At 69.2% G+C, this 14,629-nt stretch carries 13 protein-coding genes and 3 pseudogenes; 1 reads left to right on the forward strand and 15 read right to left on the reverse strand.

Features of this window, described 5'->3' with window-relative positions; translation table 11 throughout:
- Positions 1-44 precede the first annotated feature (44 nt).
- From ABZ656_RS13175 to tnpA, 9 genes and pseudogenes are all read right to left on the reverse strand, one after another.
- Entirely contained in the window at positions 45-728 is a 684-nt protein-coding gene (locus tag ABZ656_RS13175; RefSeq protein ID WP_360267445.1) for a hypothetical protein, read from the reverse strand.
- Between the two features lie 477 nt (positions 729-1,205).
- Positions 1,206-1,439, reverse strand: coding sequence for a MarR family winged helix-turn-helix transcriptional regulator (locus ABZ656_RS13180; RefSeq protein ID WP_218978041.1), 234 nt, complete (start codon positions 1,437-1,439; stop codon positions 1,206-1,208).
- Positions 1,440-1,575: 136 nt separating this feature from the next.
- A pseudogene (locus tag ABZ656_RS13185) lies at positions 1,576-1,992 on the reverse strand (expansin EXLX1 family cellulose-binding protein); the annotation flags it as partial.
- 243 nt (positions 1,993-2,235) lie between these two features.
- Positions 2,236-2,331: pseudogene (locus ABZ656_RS13190) on the reverse strand (IS5/IS1182 family transposase); the annotation flags it as partial.
- A 4-nt stretch (positions 2,332-2,335) separates the two neighbouring features.
- Positions 2,336-3,463: a hypothetical protein gene (locus ABZ656_RS13195; RefSeq protein WP_360267448.1), complete on the reverse strand. Its 1,128-nt coding sequence runs from the start codon at positions 3,461-3,463 to the stop codon at positions 2,336-2,338.
- Between the two features lie 164 nt (positions 3,464-3,627).
- Positions 3,628-3,990 (reverse strand): DUF1330 domain-containing protein, encoded by a 363-nt coding sequence (locus ABZ656_RS13200; RefSeq protein ID WP_101403538.1) that lies wholly within the window; start codon positions 3,988-3,990, stop codon positions 3,628-3,630.
- A gap of 261 nt (positions 3,991-4,251) precedes the next feature.
- Positions 4,252-4,733: pseudogene (locus tag ABZ656_RS13205) on the reverse strand (hypothetical protein); the annotation flags it as partial.
- A gap of 43 nt (positions 4,734-4,776) precedes the next feature.
- The gene (locus ABZ656_RS13210) at positions 4,777-5,742 is read right to left on the reverse strand and encodes an RNA-guided endonuclease TnpB family protein (protein ID WP_360267451.1); all 966 of its coding nucleotides are present in this window, start codon (positions 5,740-5,742) and stop codon (positions 4,777-4,779) included.
- 95 nt (positions 5,743-5,837) lie between these two features.
- Positions 5,838-6,266: an IS200/IS605 family transposase gene (tnpA, locus tag ABZ656_RS13215; protein WP_360267454.1), complete on the reverse strand. Its 429-nt coding sequence runs from the start codon at positions 6,264-6,266 to the stop codon at positions 5,838-5,840.
- Positions 6,267-6,289: 23 nt separating this feature from the next.
- Here tnpA and ABZ656_RS13220 point away from each other — a divergent pair, with 23 nt between their 5' ends.
- Positions 6,290-7,447: a transposase gene (locus ABZ656_RS13220; protein ID WP_360267457.1), complete on the forward strand. Its 1,158-nt coding sequence runs from the start codon at positions 6,290-6,292 to the stop codon at positions 7,445-7,447.
- Between the two features lie 65 nt (positions 7,448-7,512).
- On the opposite strand, the gene ABZ656_RS13225 is transcribed toward ABZ656_RS13220, so the two are convergent.
- The 6 genes from ABZ656_RS13225 to ABZ656_RS13250 all read right to left on the reverse strand — a co-directional run bounded on the left by ABZ656_RS13225 (position 7,513) and on the right by ABZ656_RS13250 (position 14,533).
- On the reverse strand, positions 7,513-7,668 hold the full coding sequence (locus tag ABZ656_RS13225) for a hypothetical protein (protein ID WP_360267460.1): 156 nt from the start codon (positions 7,666-7,668) through the stop codon (positions 7,513-7,515).
- 2 nt (positions 7,669-7,670) lie between these two features.
- Positions 7,671-9,824 carry a beta-galactosidase gene (locus ABZ656_RS13230; protein WP_360267463.1) on the reverse strand — a complete coding sequence of 718 codons (2,154 nt, stop codon included), beginning with the start codon at positions 9,822-9,824 and terminating at the stop codon, positions 7,671-7,673.
- Positions 9,825-9,860: 36 nt separating this feature from the next.
- Entirely contained in the window at positions 9,861-10,835 is a 975-nt protein-coding gene (locus ABZ656_RS13235) for a carbohydrate ABC transporter permease (RefSeq protein WP_360267466.1), read from the reverse strand.
- Positions 10,832-11,752, reverse strand: coding sequence for a sugar ABC transporter permease (locus ABZ656_RS13240; protein WP_101403535.1), 921 nt, complete (start codon positions 11,750-11,752; stop codon positions 10,832-10,834). The genes ABZ656_RS13235 and ABZ656_RS13240 overlap by 4 nt, the downstream gene beginning before the upstream one ends.
- Before the next feature lie 4 nt (positions 11,753-11,756).
- The gene (locus ABZ656_RS13245) at positions 11,757-13,148 is read right to left on the reverse strand and encodes an extracellular solute-binding protein (protein ID WP_360267470.1); all 1,392 of its coding nucleotides are present in this window, start codon (positions 13,146-13,148) and stop codon (positions 11,757-11,759) included.
- Positions 13,149-13,447: 299 nt separating this feature from the next.
- The gene (locus tag ABZ656_RS13250; RefSeq protein WP_180362334.1) at positions 13,448-14,533 is read right to left on the reverse strand and encodes a LacI family DNA-binding transcriptional regulator; all 1,086 of its coding nucleotides are present in this window, start codon (positions 14,531-14,533) and stop codon (positions 13,448-13,450) included.
- Positions 14,534-14,629 lie beyond the last annotated feature (96 nt).

The raw sequence follows: 14,629 nt of genomic DNA on the forward strand, positions 1-14,629 counted from the left end.
TCATTCGGGTGATCGACACCCTCTCCGATCTCCTTGGCTGTGTCTCACGCTGATCTGATGAGCCAGCTGGCCAGGATTCCAAGAGCGGCGACTGCCCCGGGGGTCAGGATCCCGAGAAGAGCATCTGCGCATGCGCGGGCTGCCCGGTATGCAGTCGAGGGCTCGTTGAGGCCAAGCCCGACGGCCGCATGCCGAGAGATCTTCACGGTTCCCAGTGAGCCTGAGATCCCCGAACTGTGAACCACCGCCTGCCCTATGGGACCCATGAGTACCTCCTTGTCCACAAGGAGGACGACGCCTCGGCAGTCCTTGATCCAGAACTGGTCCAACCAGCCGGCCTTGCTGGGGACACGAACTCGACGTATCTGCGTCAGCTTGCTCAGATCGACCGTGCGGTCGCCCGTGACAGTCCGAGCAGTCACAAGCTGCCAACCAGGGCCGTGACGCACCGAGCGAAACGTCGTGTACAGGAGCGGAAATCCCAGCGCCAAAGCCAACCCCGCGAACATGGCGGGCACCCACGCACCGGAGCGCATTACCCCGAATCGCTCCAAGAGCGCAGGTACAACGATGGCGCCCCCTACGACCCCGCCGAGAACTGCAGAACCCCCGTGTAGGCGACGACGGGCTGTCTCGGCCGGAACCGCCGCCCGTGGCGCCTTCTCCACAACGATGCCCGCGCCAGCGGCGCGGGCCGCAGAGCGGTACTTCTTCCGCTTCTTCGACACCAGCGGAGCGTACCTGCAGCACTCTGAGGCGTGACCCCTGCGCCGAGTCCAACCTCACCGAGACGTCAGACCTGTGATCAGCCGCCCATTGAGACGATGCCGGTTGAGCCCTGACAGCTGCCCGGCACCGCTTGGACTCGAACGTCAACCCCCGAAGGATTTCCGGAGCCGACCACTTAGGAACGAACGAGCCGTTTCACAGACGCGTCCGGCGCTCGCCCCCGGGGCACTGGTGGCCGTCGAGACGCCGACGCGGAGGCCTTGGGAGCCGTTCGGCGACCAGGTTGGCCGCGATGCTCACAGCGGCGGACCGAGCCGACCGAGCGGACCCGTTCGGCCGGCTCGGTTCGCCGCAGGAGATCGCCGAGACGGTCGCATTCCGAGCGCGGACCGATGGTCGACCGCACCGAGACACGGCCGTCCGTGGCCTGATTCAGTCGAGCTTCTCACCGAGTTCATCCGAGGATGCCCCGTCCTTCAGGGCGGGGAGCGTCCGTCGAGCTGGTCGACGACCCGCTTACGGGCACTCGCCAGATGAACGGGGTAAGCGGCCCGAAGACACTTCAGCCCCTCCGGGGTCAAAGAGGCCACGTTGCCCCGCCCGTCGCCTTCGTGTCGCCGCTTGGTCACCTGGCCCCGGGCCTGGAGCGTGTCCACGATCCGGGTGATCCGACTTGCCGGCAGGGCGCTGGCCGCGGCGAGATCCGTCATCCGCAAAGTAGTCGGCGCGGCCACGACTTGGCGGCTCTTGTCCGGGGCGCTCCGAAGTCCGACCCCGACCAGCCGGCAGCTTCCTGCCTGACGGCGCGCGGGCCAGGACCGGACTCGACCGCTCGGTCGGCGGGGGTCAGTGCTGGGCGAACTGGACGCGCGTCGGCTGCACGGCGTCCGGCCAAAGGGCGATCCCGTTGAGTACCAGTGGTTCTCCGTAGATGTCGGTGATCCTGATCGCACCCCCGCACCCGCTGCCCTGGTCGGAGAGGAAGTAGTTGTAGTCGGCACGGGGCAGCTGGTGCCAGCCGCCGCCGGTGCGGACCTCCAGCCGCGCCACCGGATTCCGGTGGCCGATCACCTGGATGGCGCACCACCAGCGGCTGGACCCGGTCTTGTACCGGATCGAGACCGTGCCGGACGTGCTGGGGCTCAGCAGGCTCCAGGTGACCGGGATGCGGCCGAGCCAGGGAGCGGCGAGTTCGGCGAAGGCCTGTGCGCTGAGGTCGAGTTGCCCCGGTGCGCAGGGCAGCGGGCATTCGTTGGCGATCCGGCCGCGACGGCGGCCACCGCCGCCGAGTTCGGCGAGGCCGGTGCGGAGCTTGCCATCGTGTACCTGCCCCGCCCTACACCCCCACCGTGCTGGAACCACTGGCAAAAGCGCTGGGTCAGCTGGCCTGAGCCCAGGAACGGTGCCGCCCTCAGCCCGGCCGAAGAAGACACGCGGCATCAGCCCGTGCGGGTCCTTGGGGAGCAGTACGGCCCTCAGTCCTTGCCAACCTCGGCCTGTGGCGTCGAGGTGGAGGGTGAGGACTGCTTGGACGAGCGCGGTGATGCGGGTGGTGCTGCATCGGAGCTTGCGCAAGAGCCGCCAGGCCTTGAGGGTGGCCATGGGCTCAGCGCAGGAGCGCCCAGACCAGCAGCCCAGGGCAGACGGCGAGGTCGACCGCCGCTCCGACGAGAAACAGCGGAAGGCTCATCAGCAGCCCCGCGCCGAGAGACAACGGGTACGACGGTCCGTGCAGTTCGCCCTGCTCGGGGCTTTGCCCGGTGACGTACCACATGCGCCGACGAGGCAGGGGCTGCACAGTGCCGTTCGGGGCTGCGCGCCGTCGCGTCACCTGGTGGCCCTGGCCGGTGGTGTAGCCGTACTCGTGCTGCCAGCCGTTCCCCGAAGTGGACTCTTCCGGGGACATGGTCCTCGTGTAGTGCGCCGTCACCAGGCGCCCCATACGAATCAGCACCCACAGACTGGCCGAGGTTTTCCATATGACGAAGCCGAACATGAAAGGAAGACTGCCGATTAGGGCCACAAGGACCAGGCCGGTCAGCGCCAGCCACCACTGGCCGAGCGCGGCCGGCACTGCGAGGCAGAGGGCGAAGGCTCCCAGCGCGCCCCGCAACAGGAGCTGTTGGGTGGTGTACCTGTCACGCAAGCGGGGTTTGGCAGCGGAGTCGGCGTCCTGTCGGGCCACCGCCACGGCTGCGTCCGCGGGCGTGGTGGGCGCAGGAGCCAGGGGTGCTGAGGGTGAGCCGTCCTGGGTTGTGCCGGTTGAACGCACGGGCGGGCGGCCGGTTCGGATCGGCGGCTTTCCCTCTTTGAGGCGCACGGCATCGGCGGCGCAGACGGGCACCAACCGTGTTGTCCCGCCGTCCGGGGCCCAGGACACCTTCCGGACCGACCGCCCATGGCGCGGATCAAAGAAGCACAGCGGAAACCGCTCGGGAACCGGGACGCCGGTCAAACGGGCGTCCAGCCGGTCCAGTGCACGCTCCCCCTCGTCCAGGGCCCGCATCGCGGCCTGGGCGTCCCGGCGCGCCCTACGGCCCGCCAGTTCGTAGGCATCCAGGGCCTCGGCGTAGTCCGCTGTCATCCCCTGGGTCACACCGGAGTTGTTCGGGCTGAAGGGATGTACCGCCAGCCGTTCGCCGAAGCGGGTGAGGTCCGCCTCGAGTCTGTCCCTCTCCTCGGTGCGCCGCCCTCGTCCGCGCCGCCCCCACCAGTCCCCCGCGCTGCGCCCCATCCTGGCATTCTGCCTCTGACAGCCCCTGCCGACCATGCCTGCGGCAGACTGCCCCCACCTCGAACCAGGTTGGAAAGGGCTCGCTGCCTCCACGCCACGCACCCGGTGCTTGTGTAGCGCCGATCACCCGACCGGCGGAGACCGCCGACTTCGGGCGTGCCTCCTCACGCCGACGATGAGGCTGCCTGTGCGGCGCGCAGTGCGGTGGCTGTTACGGCCGGGTCGTAGTCGGGGGCGACACCGTCGATCAGCAGAATGTCGCCGTCGATGTGCCGGGTGCGCAGAGGAAGCAGTTCCTGGTATGCGGAGGAGTCGTACCAGGCGCGGGCGTCGGCGAGGGAGGGGAAGGCGATGAGGACGAGCGCGTCCGGCCAGGTGCCCTCGCGCACGTCACGTTCCGGGGCTCCGTGGACGAGGAACCGTCCGCCGAACGGGTCCAGGGTTGCCTGGATGCGTTCGATGTAGATCAGGACATTCTCGGGCAGATGGGTGAGCGGCCGGAGGTTGCCGATGGCGTAGGCAGGCATGCGGGCTCTCCTGTTCGTGACGGAGCGCGGAGGACGGCAGCCGCGCCGGAATTCTCGCGGTCCTGTCATGCATCGGCCGCGTTGTACGGCAGCATTGCCGAGCCGCGCGGTCCTGGTCGATTACCCGGGAGGTAAGGGGCACCGGCTGCGGCAGGCACAGCCGCTGCGGCTGTGCAGCGGCTGGCGCAATGAGGTGGGCCGGCTCCCCCGCGAGCCGTTGCCGGACCGGGCGGGGAGTTGGCTGAGTACGGCATCCGCGTGCCCCTCGACGTACTGCAGGCTGCGGCTGTAACCGGCCTGCGAGGTCGTCTGGTACTCCTTCCGCGTACCGTCGCTGCGTCCGCTCTCGTTGACCCAGACGTTGCCGCTGCCGGCCGCGTTGTAGACCGGCAGCAAGGTGACGCCCGTGCCGGTGGCCGAACTCCCGTAGAACTCCAGCGGGTTGTCGGCGATCACGTACCGGGTGTGGCTCCGCCGCCCCAGTACTCGAAGGTGAGCAGCCACTTGCCGTCCGTGGTGCGGACGACGTTCGCCATGCCCGGCCGCCCGCCGCCGATCTCCGTCTTGCCGCCTCCCATACTCTGGGTCAGTCCCGCGATGTCGACGACGGGGGCGCTCCACTGCGCACTGCGGCCGTCCCAGGTCCGGTGGGCGAGGATCTGGCCGTGCGAGTCGTTGGCGGGGTCGCGGGCTGGGACGCCGGTGGTCGCGTTGAAGCCGGTGTAGTCGTTCTCGTCGGAGTATTGACTTGCTCCCCCTGCTGAAGCAGGGAGATTCTGGCCTTCCTCACCGGGTGCTGTGCCGCTGCGCGGCACGAACCCCGGCGTGGATTCCGTGGCTTCCTGCTTCTTCGCGCTGTGCCGGAACGAGTCCCGGTCTTACCTGCGCTCGACAGGCTGTCGCCGCCAGTCCGGCGGCCTGTTTGACGTTCTTGGCGGCGTTGTGGTCCCGGTCGTGGACCGTGCCGCAGTGCGTGCACGTCCAGGTGCGCACGTGCAGGGGTTTGGGCCCGTCCTTGACTCCACAGACCGAGCACACCTGACTGGTGGGCTCGAACCGGCCAACCTTCACAAAGACGCGCCCGTACCGCTGCGCCTTGTACTCCAGCATCGCGAGGAACTGCGCCCATCCGGCGTCGTGCACGGATTTGCCGAGCCGGGTGCGGGCAAGGCTCTTCACCGCCAGGTCCTCCACCGCGACCGCTTGGTTTTCGCGGATCAGCTGGGTGGAGAGCTGGTGGTGGAACTCGCGGCGGGCATCGGCGACCTGCGCGTGCGCGCGGGCCACCTTCAAGCGGGCCTTCCCCCGGTTCTTCGACCTCTTCTGCTTGCGGGACAACTCCCGCTGCGCCTTCTTCAGCTTCTTCTCCGCCCGGCGCAGAAACCGCGGGCTGTCGATTTTCGTCCCGTCCGACAGGACCGCGAAATGGGTCAGGCCCAAGTCGATCCCCACAGACGGCAGACCGCCGGCCTCCGGCATCCGCGCCAGGTCGGCGTCCGGGTCGGTCTCCACGACGAAGGAGGCGAAGAACCGCCCCGCTGCGTCCCGGATCACCGTCACGCTCGTCGGGACCGACGGGAGCCTGCGTGACCAGCGCACCTTCACCTCGCCGATCTTCGGCAGGAGCAGCCGCCCCGCCTCGGTGATCTTCCAGCGGGCGTTCGCGGTGAATCTGATCGCCTGCCGGGCATCCCGCTTCGACCTGAAGCGCGGCGCCCCCACCCGTACCCCCGAGCGGGCTCCCTTCAGCATGATCTAGCGCGGAACCCCGGGCGTTCACGCCCGGGAGGAAGCGCTTCTTAACACTGCTCTGACCCGCACCGGCGCACGGGTCTGCACTGTTGACCTCAGCCGGGACGTTTCTGGTTCTCGGTGTACTCCTTGATGACAGTGAGCGGGGCGCCCCCGCACGAGGCGGCGAAGTAGGACGGCGACCAGAAGTGGTCACCCCACAGGTACTTGCGGATGTGGCCGGGGAACTCCTGCCGCAGGCGCCGGGCGGAGACACCCTTGAGGGAGCCTACGAGCCGGGAGATGGCGACCTTGGGCGGGTAGTGCACGAGCAGGTGGACGTGATCGCGTTCGCCGTTGAACTCCCGCAGTTCCGCGCCGAAGTCGGTACACACGTCGCGCATGACCTCTTCGCAGCGCCGAAGGATCTCGTCGGTGAACGGTCCGCGCCGATACTTAGGGGTGAAGACCAAGTGCGCGTGCAGGGTGTAGACGACGCTACGGCCCCTGCGAATATCGGGGTTTGGTTCCCAGCGTGGTGACATAGATCAATGTTACGATCACGCTCATGAAGATCGTGACGCAGGTCAAGCTCATGCCGGACGCCGCGCAGGCATCCGCGCTTGAGCACACCCTGGGCACGGTCAACGACGCCGCGAACTGGGTGTCGGAGGTGGCGTTCGAGCACGGCGTGCCGCGTGAGTACGAGCTGCGCAATCACACCTACGCCGAACTCAAAGCCCGTGGGCTGGGAGCGCAGGCCGCGCAACACGTCATCAAGAAGGTGCGCGACTCATACACCACGCTCAAGGCCAACATCCGGGCCGGGAATCTCGGCAAGGACGGTTCCAAGCGTCGCCGCAAGGCTGAGTCCAAGCCGATCACCTTTCGCCCCGAGGCCGCCCAGCCGTATGACGACCGGTGCCTGAGCTGGCAGTACGACCAGCGGACCGTGTCCATCTGGACCGTGGACGGCCGGGTCAAGAACATCCGCTTCGTCTGCTCCGCCGACGCGCTCAAGATGCTCCAGGCGCACCGGCAGGGCGAATCCGACCTGATCGAGCGCGACGGCGTGTTCTACCTCGTCGCCATCTGTGACGTGCCCGAGGCCGAGCAGTACGAGCCGGACGGCTTCATCGGGGTGGACCTGGGCATCGAGAACATCGCCACCACCTCTGCCGGCTACCTCGCCGCCGGGCGGGGGCTCAACCGGTACCGCAAACGACAGCTTGCCCTGCGGGCCAAGCTCCAGAAGAAGCGCACCAACAGCGCCAAGCGGCGGCTCAAGGCCCGTGCCCGCAAAGAGGCGCGGCACGCCGCCAACCAGAACCACATCATCTCCAAGACGATCGTGACCGAGGCTGAACGCACCGGGCGCGGCCTGTCCCTCGAAGAACTCAAGGGCATCCGCAACCGGGTACGGCTCCGCAAGCCCCAACGGGTCGCACTCCACTCCTGGGCCTTCGCCCAGCTGGGAGACTTCATCGTCTACAAGGCCAAGCGGGCCGGTGTGCCCCTGGTCTTCGTTGATCCCGCGTACACGTCGCAGACGTGCGCCGAGTGCGGCCACGTCGACAAGCGCAACCGTGTCGACCAGGAGCTTTTCATCTGCCGGGGGTGCGGGGTCGTTGCCCACGCCGACCGGAATGCTTCCCACAACATCGCCACCCGTGGCGGGAGCGTGTGGAATGCGGGGCGTGAGTCACGCGTCCCTGCCACCCCATAACGGGGTGTCTGAACGGAGGAGTTCACCCCAGCAGCCAGTTGGGCACTACCTCCAAGCCCGGTCCTTTAGGGCCGGGGCAAGTTGACGCACGGTTCGCTGCCGAGCTGGTAGAGGATGCCGCCCGTCGGGTTGTACGCCTGTGCGCTGGCCATGGGTATCGCCAGTATCGCGGCTGCCGCGGCGAACGTACCCAGTGCCTTTGCCGCTCTTCTTCCTTGCACGGTTACTCCTTCGGCTTCGGGGAGACGAGTACGCGTACGTCCCACGGGCCGAGATCGAGCGCCGTGCCCGCGGGAATCGACGTGTCGTTCAGGGCGTCGGCGAGGTTCACCGGAACGTGGACGCTCGCGGGCTCCCAGCTCCAGTTGTGGACGATGTGCACGCGGCGGCCGTCGGGCGCCGTGCCGGTGGTCGTCGTGACGGACTGCGGCAGCTCGCCCCAGCCGCTGCGGGCGGCCGGTGCCGTCCAGGCGGCCAGTGACCGGGCGAGGTCGCGGCCGGGCACGGTGCCGACGTACGTGACGCGGCCTTCGCCGTGGCGGCGGGTGGTGACGGCGGGCCAGCGGCCGAAGTGCGGGTGCTCGTATGTGGCGAGGACGTCGGCGTCGGTGACGGTGAGGCCGTCTGCCCAGGCCGTCGCCGTGGCGTTCTCCGGCAGGGTCAGCGCACTCCCCGGCACTGCCCGGACCGGGAGGGCACACGTCAGGTTGCTGAACTCGTCGTACGACACGCCCGCCGCGTCGGCCAGGCGCGCCGGAGCCGTCTCGTGCCGGGCCCGGGCCTCGTGGTCGGCGTAGCCCGTGCGGGGGCCCAGGACCAGGTGGCCGCCGGCGTGGGCGTAGGCGGCGAGCCAGTCGAGGGTGGTGTCGTCGGCGAGGTACAGGGCGGGGACGACGAGGACGGGGTGGCGGCGGACCGCCTCCTGGGGCGTCAGGCCCTCCCTCTGCCCGCGCGGGTCGTGCAGCTGGCGGGCGTGGACGATGCGGACCTGGCGTCCGGCGTCGAAGGCGCCGCGGTAGAAGGGGTCGAGGATGCGGTGGTAGGCGGCCGGGTCCGGTTCGCCGTCGGGGGTCGCGAGGGGCGGGTGCTTCTGCATCAGCCACTTGCTGGGGGTGGAGTAGACGATCGTGATGTCGCAGTCCGGCTCAAGACCTGCCACGAGGGGGCCGGCGGTCTCGAACTCCGCTCCCAGGCGGGCCAGTTCCGCGTACGTGCGGCCTGGTCGGCCGCTGTGCGGCAGGACGCCGCCCCAGTAGGTTTCCGCGCCGAAGCGCAGGGTCTGCCACTGCCAGTACTCGATCATGCGGGCCCCGCGGCCGACGAGGGCCCAGGCGGCCTGGCGCCACTGGCCGTCGTAGGCGGGGCGGTTGTCCCATGCGTAGCCGATGGAGGAGGCGTTGGTCTCGGTGACCAGGAACGGTTCCTGCCGGGAGGAGAACATCCAGTCGGCGGTCTGGTACAGCGACCAGACGCCGGTGGTCTTCCACTTCTGCTCGTGGTCGTCCGGGGTGGGGTCGGGCAGGAGCAGGCCGTCCTGCATGGCGTAGTAGGGGTTGCCGGTGGCGATGTCGAGGCGGTCGGTGAGCTCGTCGTCCTCCACGGCGGGGCGGGTGTAGGAGATGCAGGTGGTGACGAACTGCTCGGGGCGGGCGTACTCGCGGACGATGTCGGCCTGCCAGCCGATGAACTCGGTGCACTGGCGGGCCTGGAACTCCCGCCAGGCGACGTCGTACTGCGGCTGCACGTTGCCGTCCGGGGTCCACAGGTCGGCCCAGGTGGACAGGCGGTGGGACCAGTAGACCAGGCCCCATTCGCGGTTGAGGGTCTCGATGTCGCCGTACTTGGCGCGCAGGTGGTCGGTGAAGCGCTGGAAGACGCCGTGGTTGTGGAAGAGCTCCAGGCCCGGTTCGTTGTCGACCTGGAAGCCGATGACGGCCGGGTGGCCGGCGTACCGGGCGACGGTCTTGCGGATGATCCGCTCGGCGTGGAACCGGAAGGCGGGGTGGGTGAAGTCGACCTCCTGCCGGGCGCCCCAGCCGATGCGCTCGCCGGTGCGCCGCTCGCCGGTGATCTCCGGGTACTGGCGGGCCAGCCACGGCGGTACGGCGTACGTGGGGGTGCCGAGGATGACGGAGATGCCGCGTTCGTGGGCGCCGTCCAACACCGGCTGGAGCCAGTCGAGTTCGAAACGGCCGTTGTCCGGTTCCCAGGTGGACCAGACCGACTCGCCGACCCGGATGACGGTGAAGTGCGCGTCGGCCATGAGGTCGAGGTCGGTCTTGAGCTGTTCGTCGGGCCGTACGTCCGGGCCGTAGGCGGGGTGGTACTCGTGGTAGTAGGCAGCGCCGAACAGCACGCGGGCGGGCAGATCCGCCATGGACAAGCCTCCGTGGAGTAGGGGGTGTTGAGGGTGCTACTGCTTGACGCCGCCGGTGGCCAGGCCGCTCTGCCAGTACCGCTGGAGCATCAGGAAGGCCAGGACGAGCGGGATGATGGAGATCAGGGAGCCGGTCACGACGAGGGCGAGCATGTCGCTGCTGGCTCCGGCGCCGCCGTTCTGCGCCTGGTCGGCCCAGCGGGAGAGTCCGACGGTGATGGGGTACAGGTCCGGGTCGTTGAGCATGATCAGCGGCAGGAAGTAGTTGTTCCAGGTGGCGACGAGGGTGAAGAGGATGACGGTCACCAGTCCGGGTGCCAGCAGCCGCAGCGCGATGGTGAGGAAGATCCGGAGTTCTCCGGCGCCGTCCATGCGGGCGGCCTCGATGAGGCTGTCGGGGACGGCGTCCTCGGTGTAGATCCGCATGAGGTAGAGGCCGAAGGGGCTGATGAGGGAGGGCAGGATGACCGCCCAGGGGGTGTTGACCAGGCCCGCCTTGGCGAAGAGCAGGTAGGTGGGGATCGCCAGCGCGGTGGTCGGGATCATGATGGCGCCCAGGACGAGGTTGAAGGCGGCGCCGTGGCCGCGGAAGCGGTACTTGGCGAACCCGTATCCGGCCGCTGCCGCGAGCAGCGCGGCGCCGAGTGCGCTGGCCCCGGCGTACAGGACCGTGTTGAGGAGCCAGCGGCCGTAGACGCCGTCGTCCTGGGTGAAGGTGGCCTTGATGTTCGACAGCAGTTGCGGGGTGTGCGAGAACCACAGGCCGAAGCTGTTGAACAGGTCCTGGGTGCTCTTGGTGGAGGCGATGAGCAGCCAGAACAGTGGCAGCAGGAAGTACGCCAGGACGGCCAGCATGGCGATGGTGAGCGGGGTGCTGCGGCGGTGGGCCGGCGGCCGTCGTCGCGGGCGGGCCTCGGCGGGCAGCCGCTTCGCCGTCGAGGTGGCGGAGGCTGCGGGCGTCAATGGGGGTCGCCCCTGTTCGAGCGAAGCCGAGAACTTGGGGGAGGTCATGCGGTCCTCCTGCGGTTCGCGGTGAGCAGGAAGGCGTACGACACGGTCACGATGACCAGGCCGAGGATGAAGGACACCGTGGCCGCGTAGTTGGTCTGCTGGCTGATGAAGGCGACGGAGTAGGCGTAGAGGTTGGCGGTGTAGGAGCTGTCGATGACGTCCGGGGCGACCTTCATCAGCAGGTTCGGTTCGTTGAACAGCTGGAAGCTGCCGATCACCGAGAACAGCAGGGTGAGGGTCAGTGCCGGGCGCAGGGCGGGGAGTTTGATGGACCAGGCGATCCGCCAGGCGCCGGCGCCGTCCATGGCGGCCGCCTCGTACAGCTCGGCGGGGATGGTGCGCAGGGCCGCGTACAGGATGATCATGTTGTAGCCGACGAACTCCCAGGTCACGATGTTCGCGAGGCTGCCGAGCATCCAGCTGCCGCTGAGGAAGTGCGGGGCCGGCAGGTGGAGATGGCGGCTGATCTGGGCGAAGGGGCCGAAGTCGGGGCCGTAGAGGTAGCCCCACATGAGGGTGGCGATCACGCTGGGGACGGCGTACGGGACGAAGATGCCGAGGCGGATCACGCGGGCGAGCCGCAGCAGGCCGCTGTCCAGGGCGAGCGCGAAGCACAGGGCCAGCAGCAGCATCACGGGGACCTGGATGACGAAGAACAGGGCGACGCGGCCGATGCCCTTGAGGAGTTGGGGGTCTTTGAGGGCGGTGACGTAGTTGTCCAGGCCGACGAACGTCGAGCCGCCGATGAGCTTCTCCTGGAACAGGCTCAGGTAGGCGGCGTAGCCGAGCGGGGCGAGGAAGAGGAGCAGGAACAGCACCATGAACGGGGTGATGAACAGGGCGCCTGCGGTGCCGTGGCGCCGGCGGGGTGGGGACTTCGTGCGGTTCGTGCGGGCGGCCGGTGTGGTGGTGGCCATCGTCTCAGCCTCCCTTGACCGTGAAGCCCTGGCTCTTGGCGAAGGTCGTGATGCGCGACTGCCAGGAACCGAGCGCGCGGACGGTGTCCGTCTTGTCGGCGAGGGACTTGCCGACGGTCTCGGTCCAGTCCGTGGCGACCCGGTCGAGGAACGGCGGCCACTGGAAGGAGGGGTTGACCTGGGTGCTGATGTCCGCGAAGACCTGGTTGACCTTCTGGCCGCCGTAGAAGGCGGGCGTGTCCCCGAGGAAACTCGCGTCGGCGAGCAGGGCCTTGGTCGCCGGGAAGAAGAACTGTTCGGTGGCGAACATCTTGGCGCTGGCGGGGTCGCTGTTGAGGAACTGCGCGAACACCGCCGCCTGGACGGGGTTCTTGGTGGAGCGGATGACCGCGGTGGTGGAGCCGCCCCAGTTGCCCGCGCTGGGCTTGGCGGCGTCCCACTGCGGCAGCGGGGCCGCGCGCCACTTGCCGGCGGTGGCCTTGGCGGAGCCGGACAGGAAGGCCGGGCCCCAGGCGCCGGTGAGCCAGGTGGCGTACTTGCCCTTGTTGAGGGCGGCGTACCAGGAGTCGGTGAAGTCCGGCTCGACGCCGATCACGCCCTCCTTGGCGAGGGTGCCCCAGTACTGGCCGAGTTTTTGGGAGACCGTGTCGTCGACGCTGACGGTGATGTCGCTCTTGCCGGCGGTCACGTACGGCTTGGCGCCCGCCTGCCAGAGCAGGCCGTGCCAGGCGGCGACCTGGTTGGCGGCGAGGTTGGTGAGGTAGATGTCGGGGTCGGCCTTGTGGAGTTTGCGCGCGGCGGCGGCGAACTCGTCCCAGGTGGCGGGGACTTCGATGCCGTGCTGGTCGAAGATGTCCTTGCGGTAGAGCATGCCCATCGGGCCGGTGTCCTGCGGGATGGCCCAGATCTCGCCGCCGCTGCCGGAGACCTGGCCCCAGGTCCAGTCGACGAACGTGGACTTGAGCGCGGAGGCGCCGTAGGGGCGGAGGTCCAGCAGGCTGTCGGTGATGGTGAACGTCGGGATGGCCTGGTACTCGATCTGCACCATGTCCGGGGCTCCGCTGCCCGCCTTGAGCGCGGTGCGCAGCTTGGTGTACTCCGGTGTGCCCTGACCGGCGTTGACGACCTTGACCTTGACGGCCGGGTACTTCTTCTCGAAGAGCGCGACCTCCTTGTCGATGTTCGGGACCCAGGTCCAGAACGTCAGCTGGGTCGGGGTCTTCATGGCCTTGTCGATGTCGGCCTGGCCGACCGGCTTGGCGGAGGAACCGGCGGTGGAGCCGCCGTCGCCGCCGCAGGCGGACAGCGTGGCGGCCAGCGACAGCGCGCCCGTGGCGGCGAGGAAGCCCCGACGGCTCAGGGATGACGGGAAGGAGCTGGAGAAGGGTCCGGACATGGTGAACTCCCGCAGAAGGGTGTTGGGGACCGGCACACCGGGCGACGGCGTGCTGAAGCTGGTTTCAGGTGGTGTCAGGCGCTGTGTGGCGTGACGGGCGGGGCCGGGAGGGCGGGCCTGTCAGGGGTCGCGCCGGGGAGGGCGCGAGCGGCAACGGCGGCCCGTGCGGGTCCTGATCGAGGCCCGGGCAGCGGCTGTGAGTACTGCGGTGAAGCTGAGCTGGAACGAACCGGGTGGAGAGAACGCCGGAAGCGATGGGGTGGCTCTGGTGTGGGCGGGCCTCCGTCGGTGAGGGGGACTCAGGTGCGCGGGGAGCGTGCGGCCCGCGTGCGGCCCGGCCCCTTGCGGGGCGGCGGGGGTGCGGAGGAGGAGCGGACGACGAGTTCGACCGGTGGGTCGGTCATCGGCAGCGGGGGTGCCTGCGGGTTCTCGATGGCGTGCACAAGGAGCTTCAGGCCGTCCTGCGCCATGGCGTCGAACGGCTGACGCACCGTGGTCAGCGGCGGGGTCACGTAGGCGGCGACCGGGATGTCGTCGAAGCCGACCACGCTGACGTCCTGCGGCACGCGTCGGCCGGCTTCCGTCAGCGCGCGGATCAGGCCGATGGCCATGTCGTCGTTGGCGGCGAACACCGCGGTCACACCGGGGTCGGCGAGAAGTTCACGGCCGGCCGCGTAGCCGGAGGCGGCCGACCAGTCGCCCTCGGCGACCGGCGGCTCAGCCCGGCCGTGCGCGGCGAGTGCCTCGCGCCATCCGTCGAGACGGTCCCGGGCCGAGTACCAGCGCTGTGGACCCGCCAGGTGGTGGACGGTGGCGTGGCCCAGCTCCAGCAGGTGTTCGGTGGCCGCCCGTGCCATCTGGCTGGAGACGATGCCGGCCGTCACCACGTTGGAGGCGGTGATGGGCGGGGGTGCGCCGAGGACGAGGACCGGCACGTCGACCCGTGCGGAGAGATCCGCGCCGTCCGCCTCGTCGATCGGCTCGGAGATGACGATGCCGTCCACGCCCTGGTCCAGGAGCGAGTCCACGGCCCCGGCGATGCCCGCCCTCTCGCCTTCCATGGTGTTGACCACGCGCAGTGCGTAGCCGGTGTCCCGCACGGCACGCTCGATGCCCATGAGCAGCGAGGCCGGACCGTACAGGGCTGTGCCGAGCGTCACCACACCGATGGACCGGGTGCGTCCGGAGGCCAGGGCGCGGGCCGCGTTGTTCGAGCGGTAGCCGAGTTCCTCGGCCGCCGCCAGGACGCGGCGGCGCACGTCGTCGGAGACGTACGGCTCGTCGTTCATGACCCGGGACACCGTCTTCTGCGACACGCCCGCCAGGCGCGCCACATCCACACTGCGCGGCGCGGCTCCCGCGCCGCGTCCTGCCCCTGGTGTCATGGTGTCTCCCGATCTTCGGCAGCCGAATCGTGGTCCCAGCCCGATGTGACTGCGCTGTCATGACTGCGCAGTCATATCTACGCAACGGGGCGGGGC

Source organism: Streptomyces sp. NPDC007095, from assembly GCF_040634475.1.
In the GTDB taxonomy this organism is placed as follows: domain Bacteria; phylum Actinomycetota; class Actinomycetes; order Streptomycetales; family Streptomycetaceae; genus Streptomyces.

Bases quoted from the DNA above. Each gene is read 5' to 3' on its own strand.
- ABZ656_RS13195 (WP_360267448.1), bottom strand. From the start codon at position 3,463: ATGGGGCGCAGCGCGGGGGACTGGTGGGGGCGGCGCGGACGAGGGCGG.
- ABZ656_RS13180 (WP_218978041.1), bottom strand. From the start codon at position 1,439: ATGACGGATCTCGCCGCGGCCAGCGCCCTGCCGGCAAGTCGGATCACC.
- ABZ656_RS13230 (WP_360267463.1), bottom strand. From the start codon at position 9,824: ATGGCGGATCTGCCCGCCCGCGTGCTGTTCGGCGCTGCCTACTACCAC.
- ABZ656_RS13250 (WP_180362334.1), bottom strand. From the start codon at position 14,533: ATGACACCAGGGGCAGGACGCGGCGCGGGAGCCGCGCCGCGCAGTGTG.
- ABZ656_RS13235 (WP_360267466.1), bottom strand. From the start codon at position 10,835: ATGACCTCCCCCAAGTTCTCGGCTTCGCTCGAACAGGGGCGACCCCCA.
- tnpA (WP_360267454.1), bottom strand. From the start codon at position 6,266: ATGTCACCACGCTGGGAACCAAACCCCGATATTCGCAGGGGCCGTAGC.
- ABZ656_RS13200 (WP_101403538.1), bottom strand. From the start codon at position 3,990: ATGCCTGCCTACGCCATCGGCAACCTCCGGCCGCTCACCCATCTGCCC.
- ABZ656_RS13240 (WP_101403535.1), bottom strand. From the start codon at position 11,752: ATGGCCACCACCACACCGGCCGCCCGCACGAACCGCACGAAGTCCCCA.
- ABZ656_RS13245 (WP_360267470.1), bottom strand. From the start codon at position 13,148: ATGTCCGGACCCTTCTCCAGCTCCTTCCCGTCATCCCTGAGCCGTCGG.
- ABZ656_RS13210 (WP_360267451.1), bottom strand. From the start codon at position 5,742: ATGCTGAAGGGAGCCCGCTCGGGGGTACGGGTGGGGGCGCCGCGCTTC.
- ABZ656_RS13220 (WP_360267457.1), top strand. From the start codon at position 6,290: ATGAAGATCGTGACGCAGGTCAAGCTCATGCCGGACGCCGCGCAGGCA.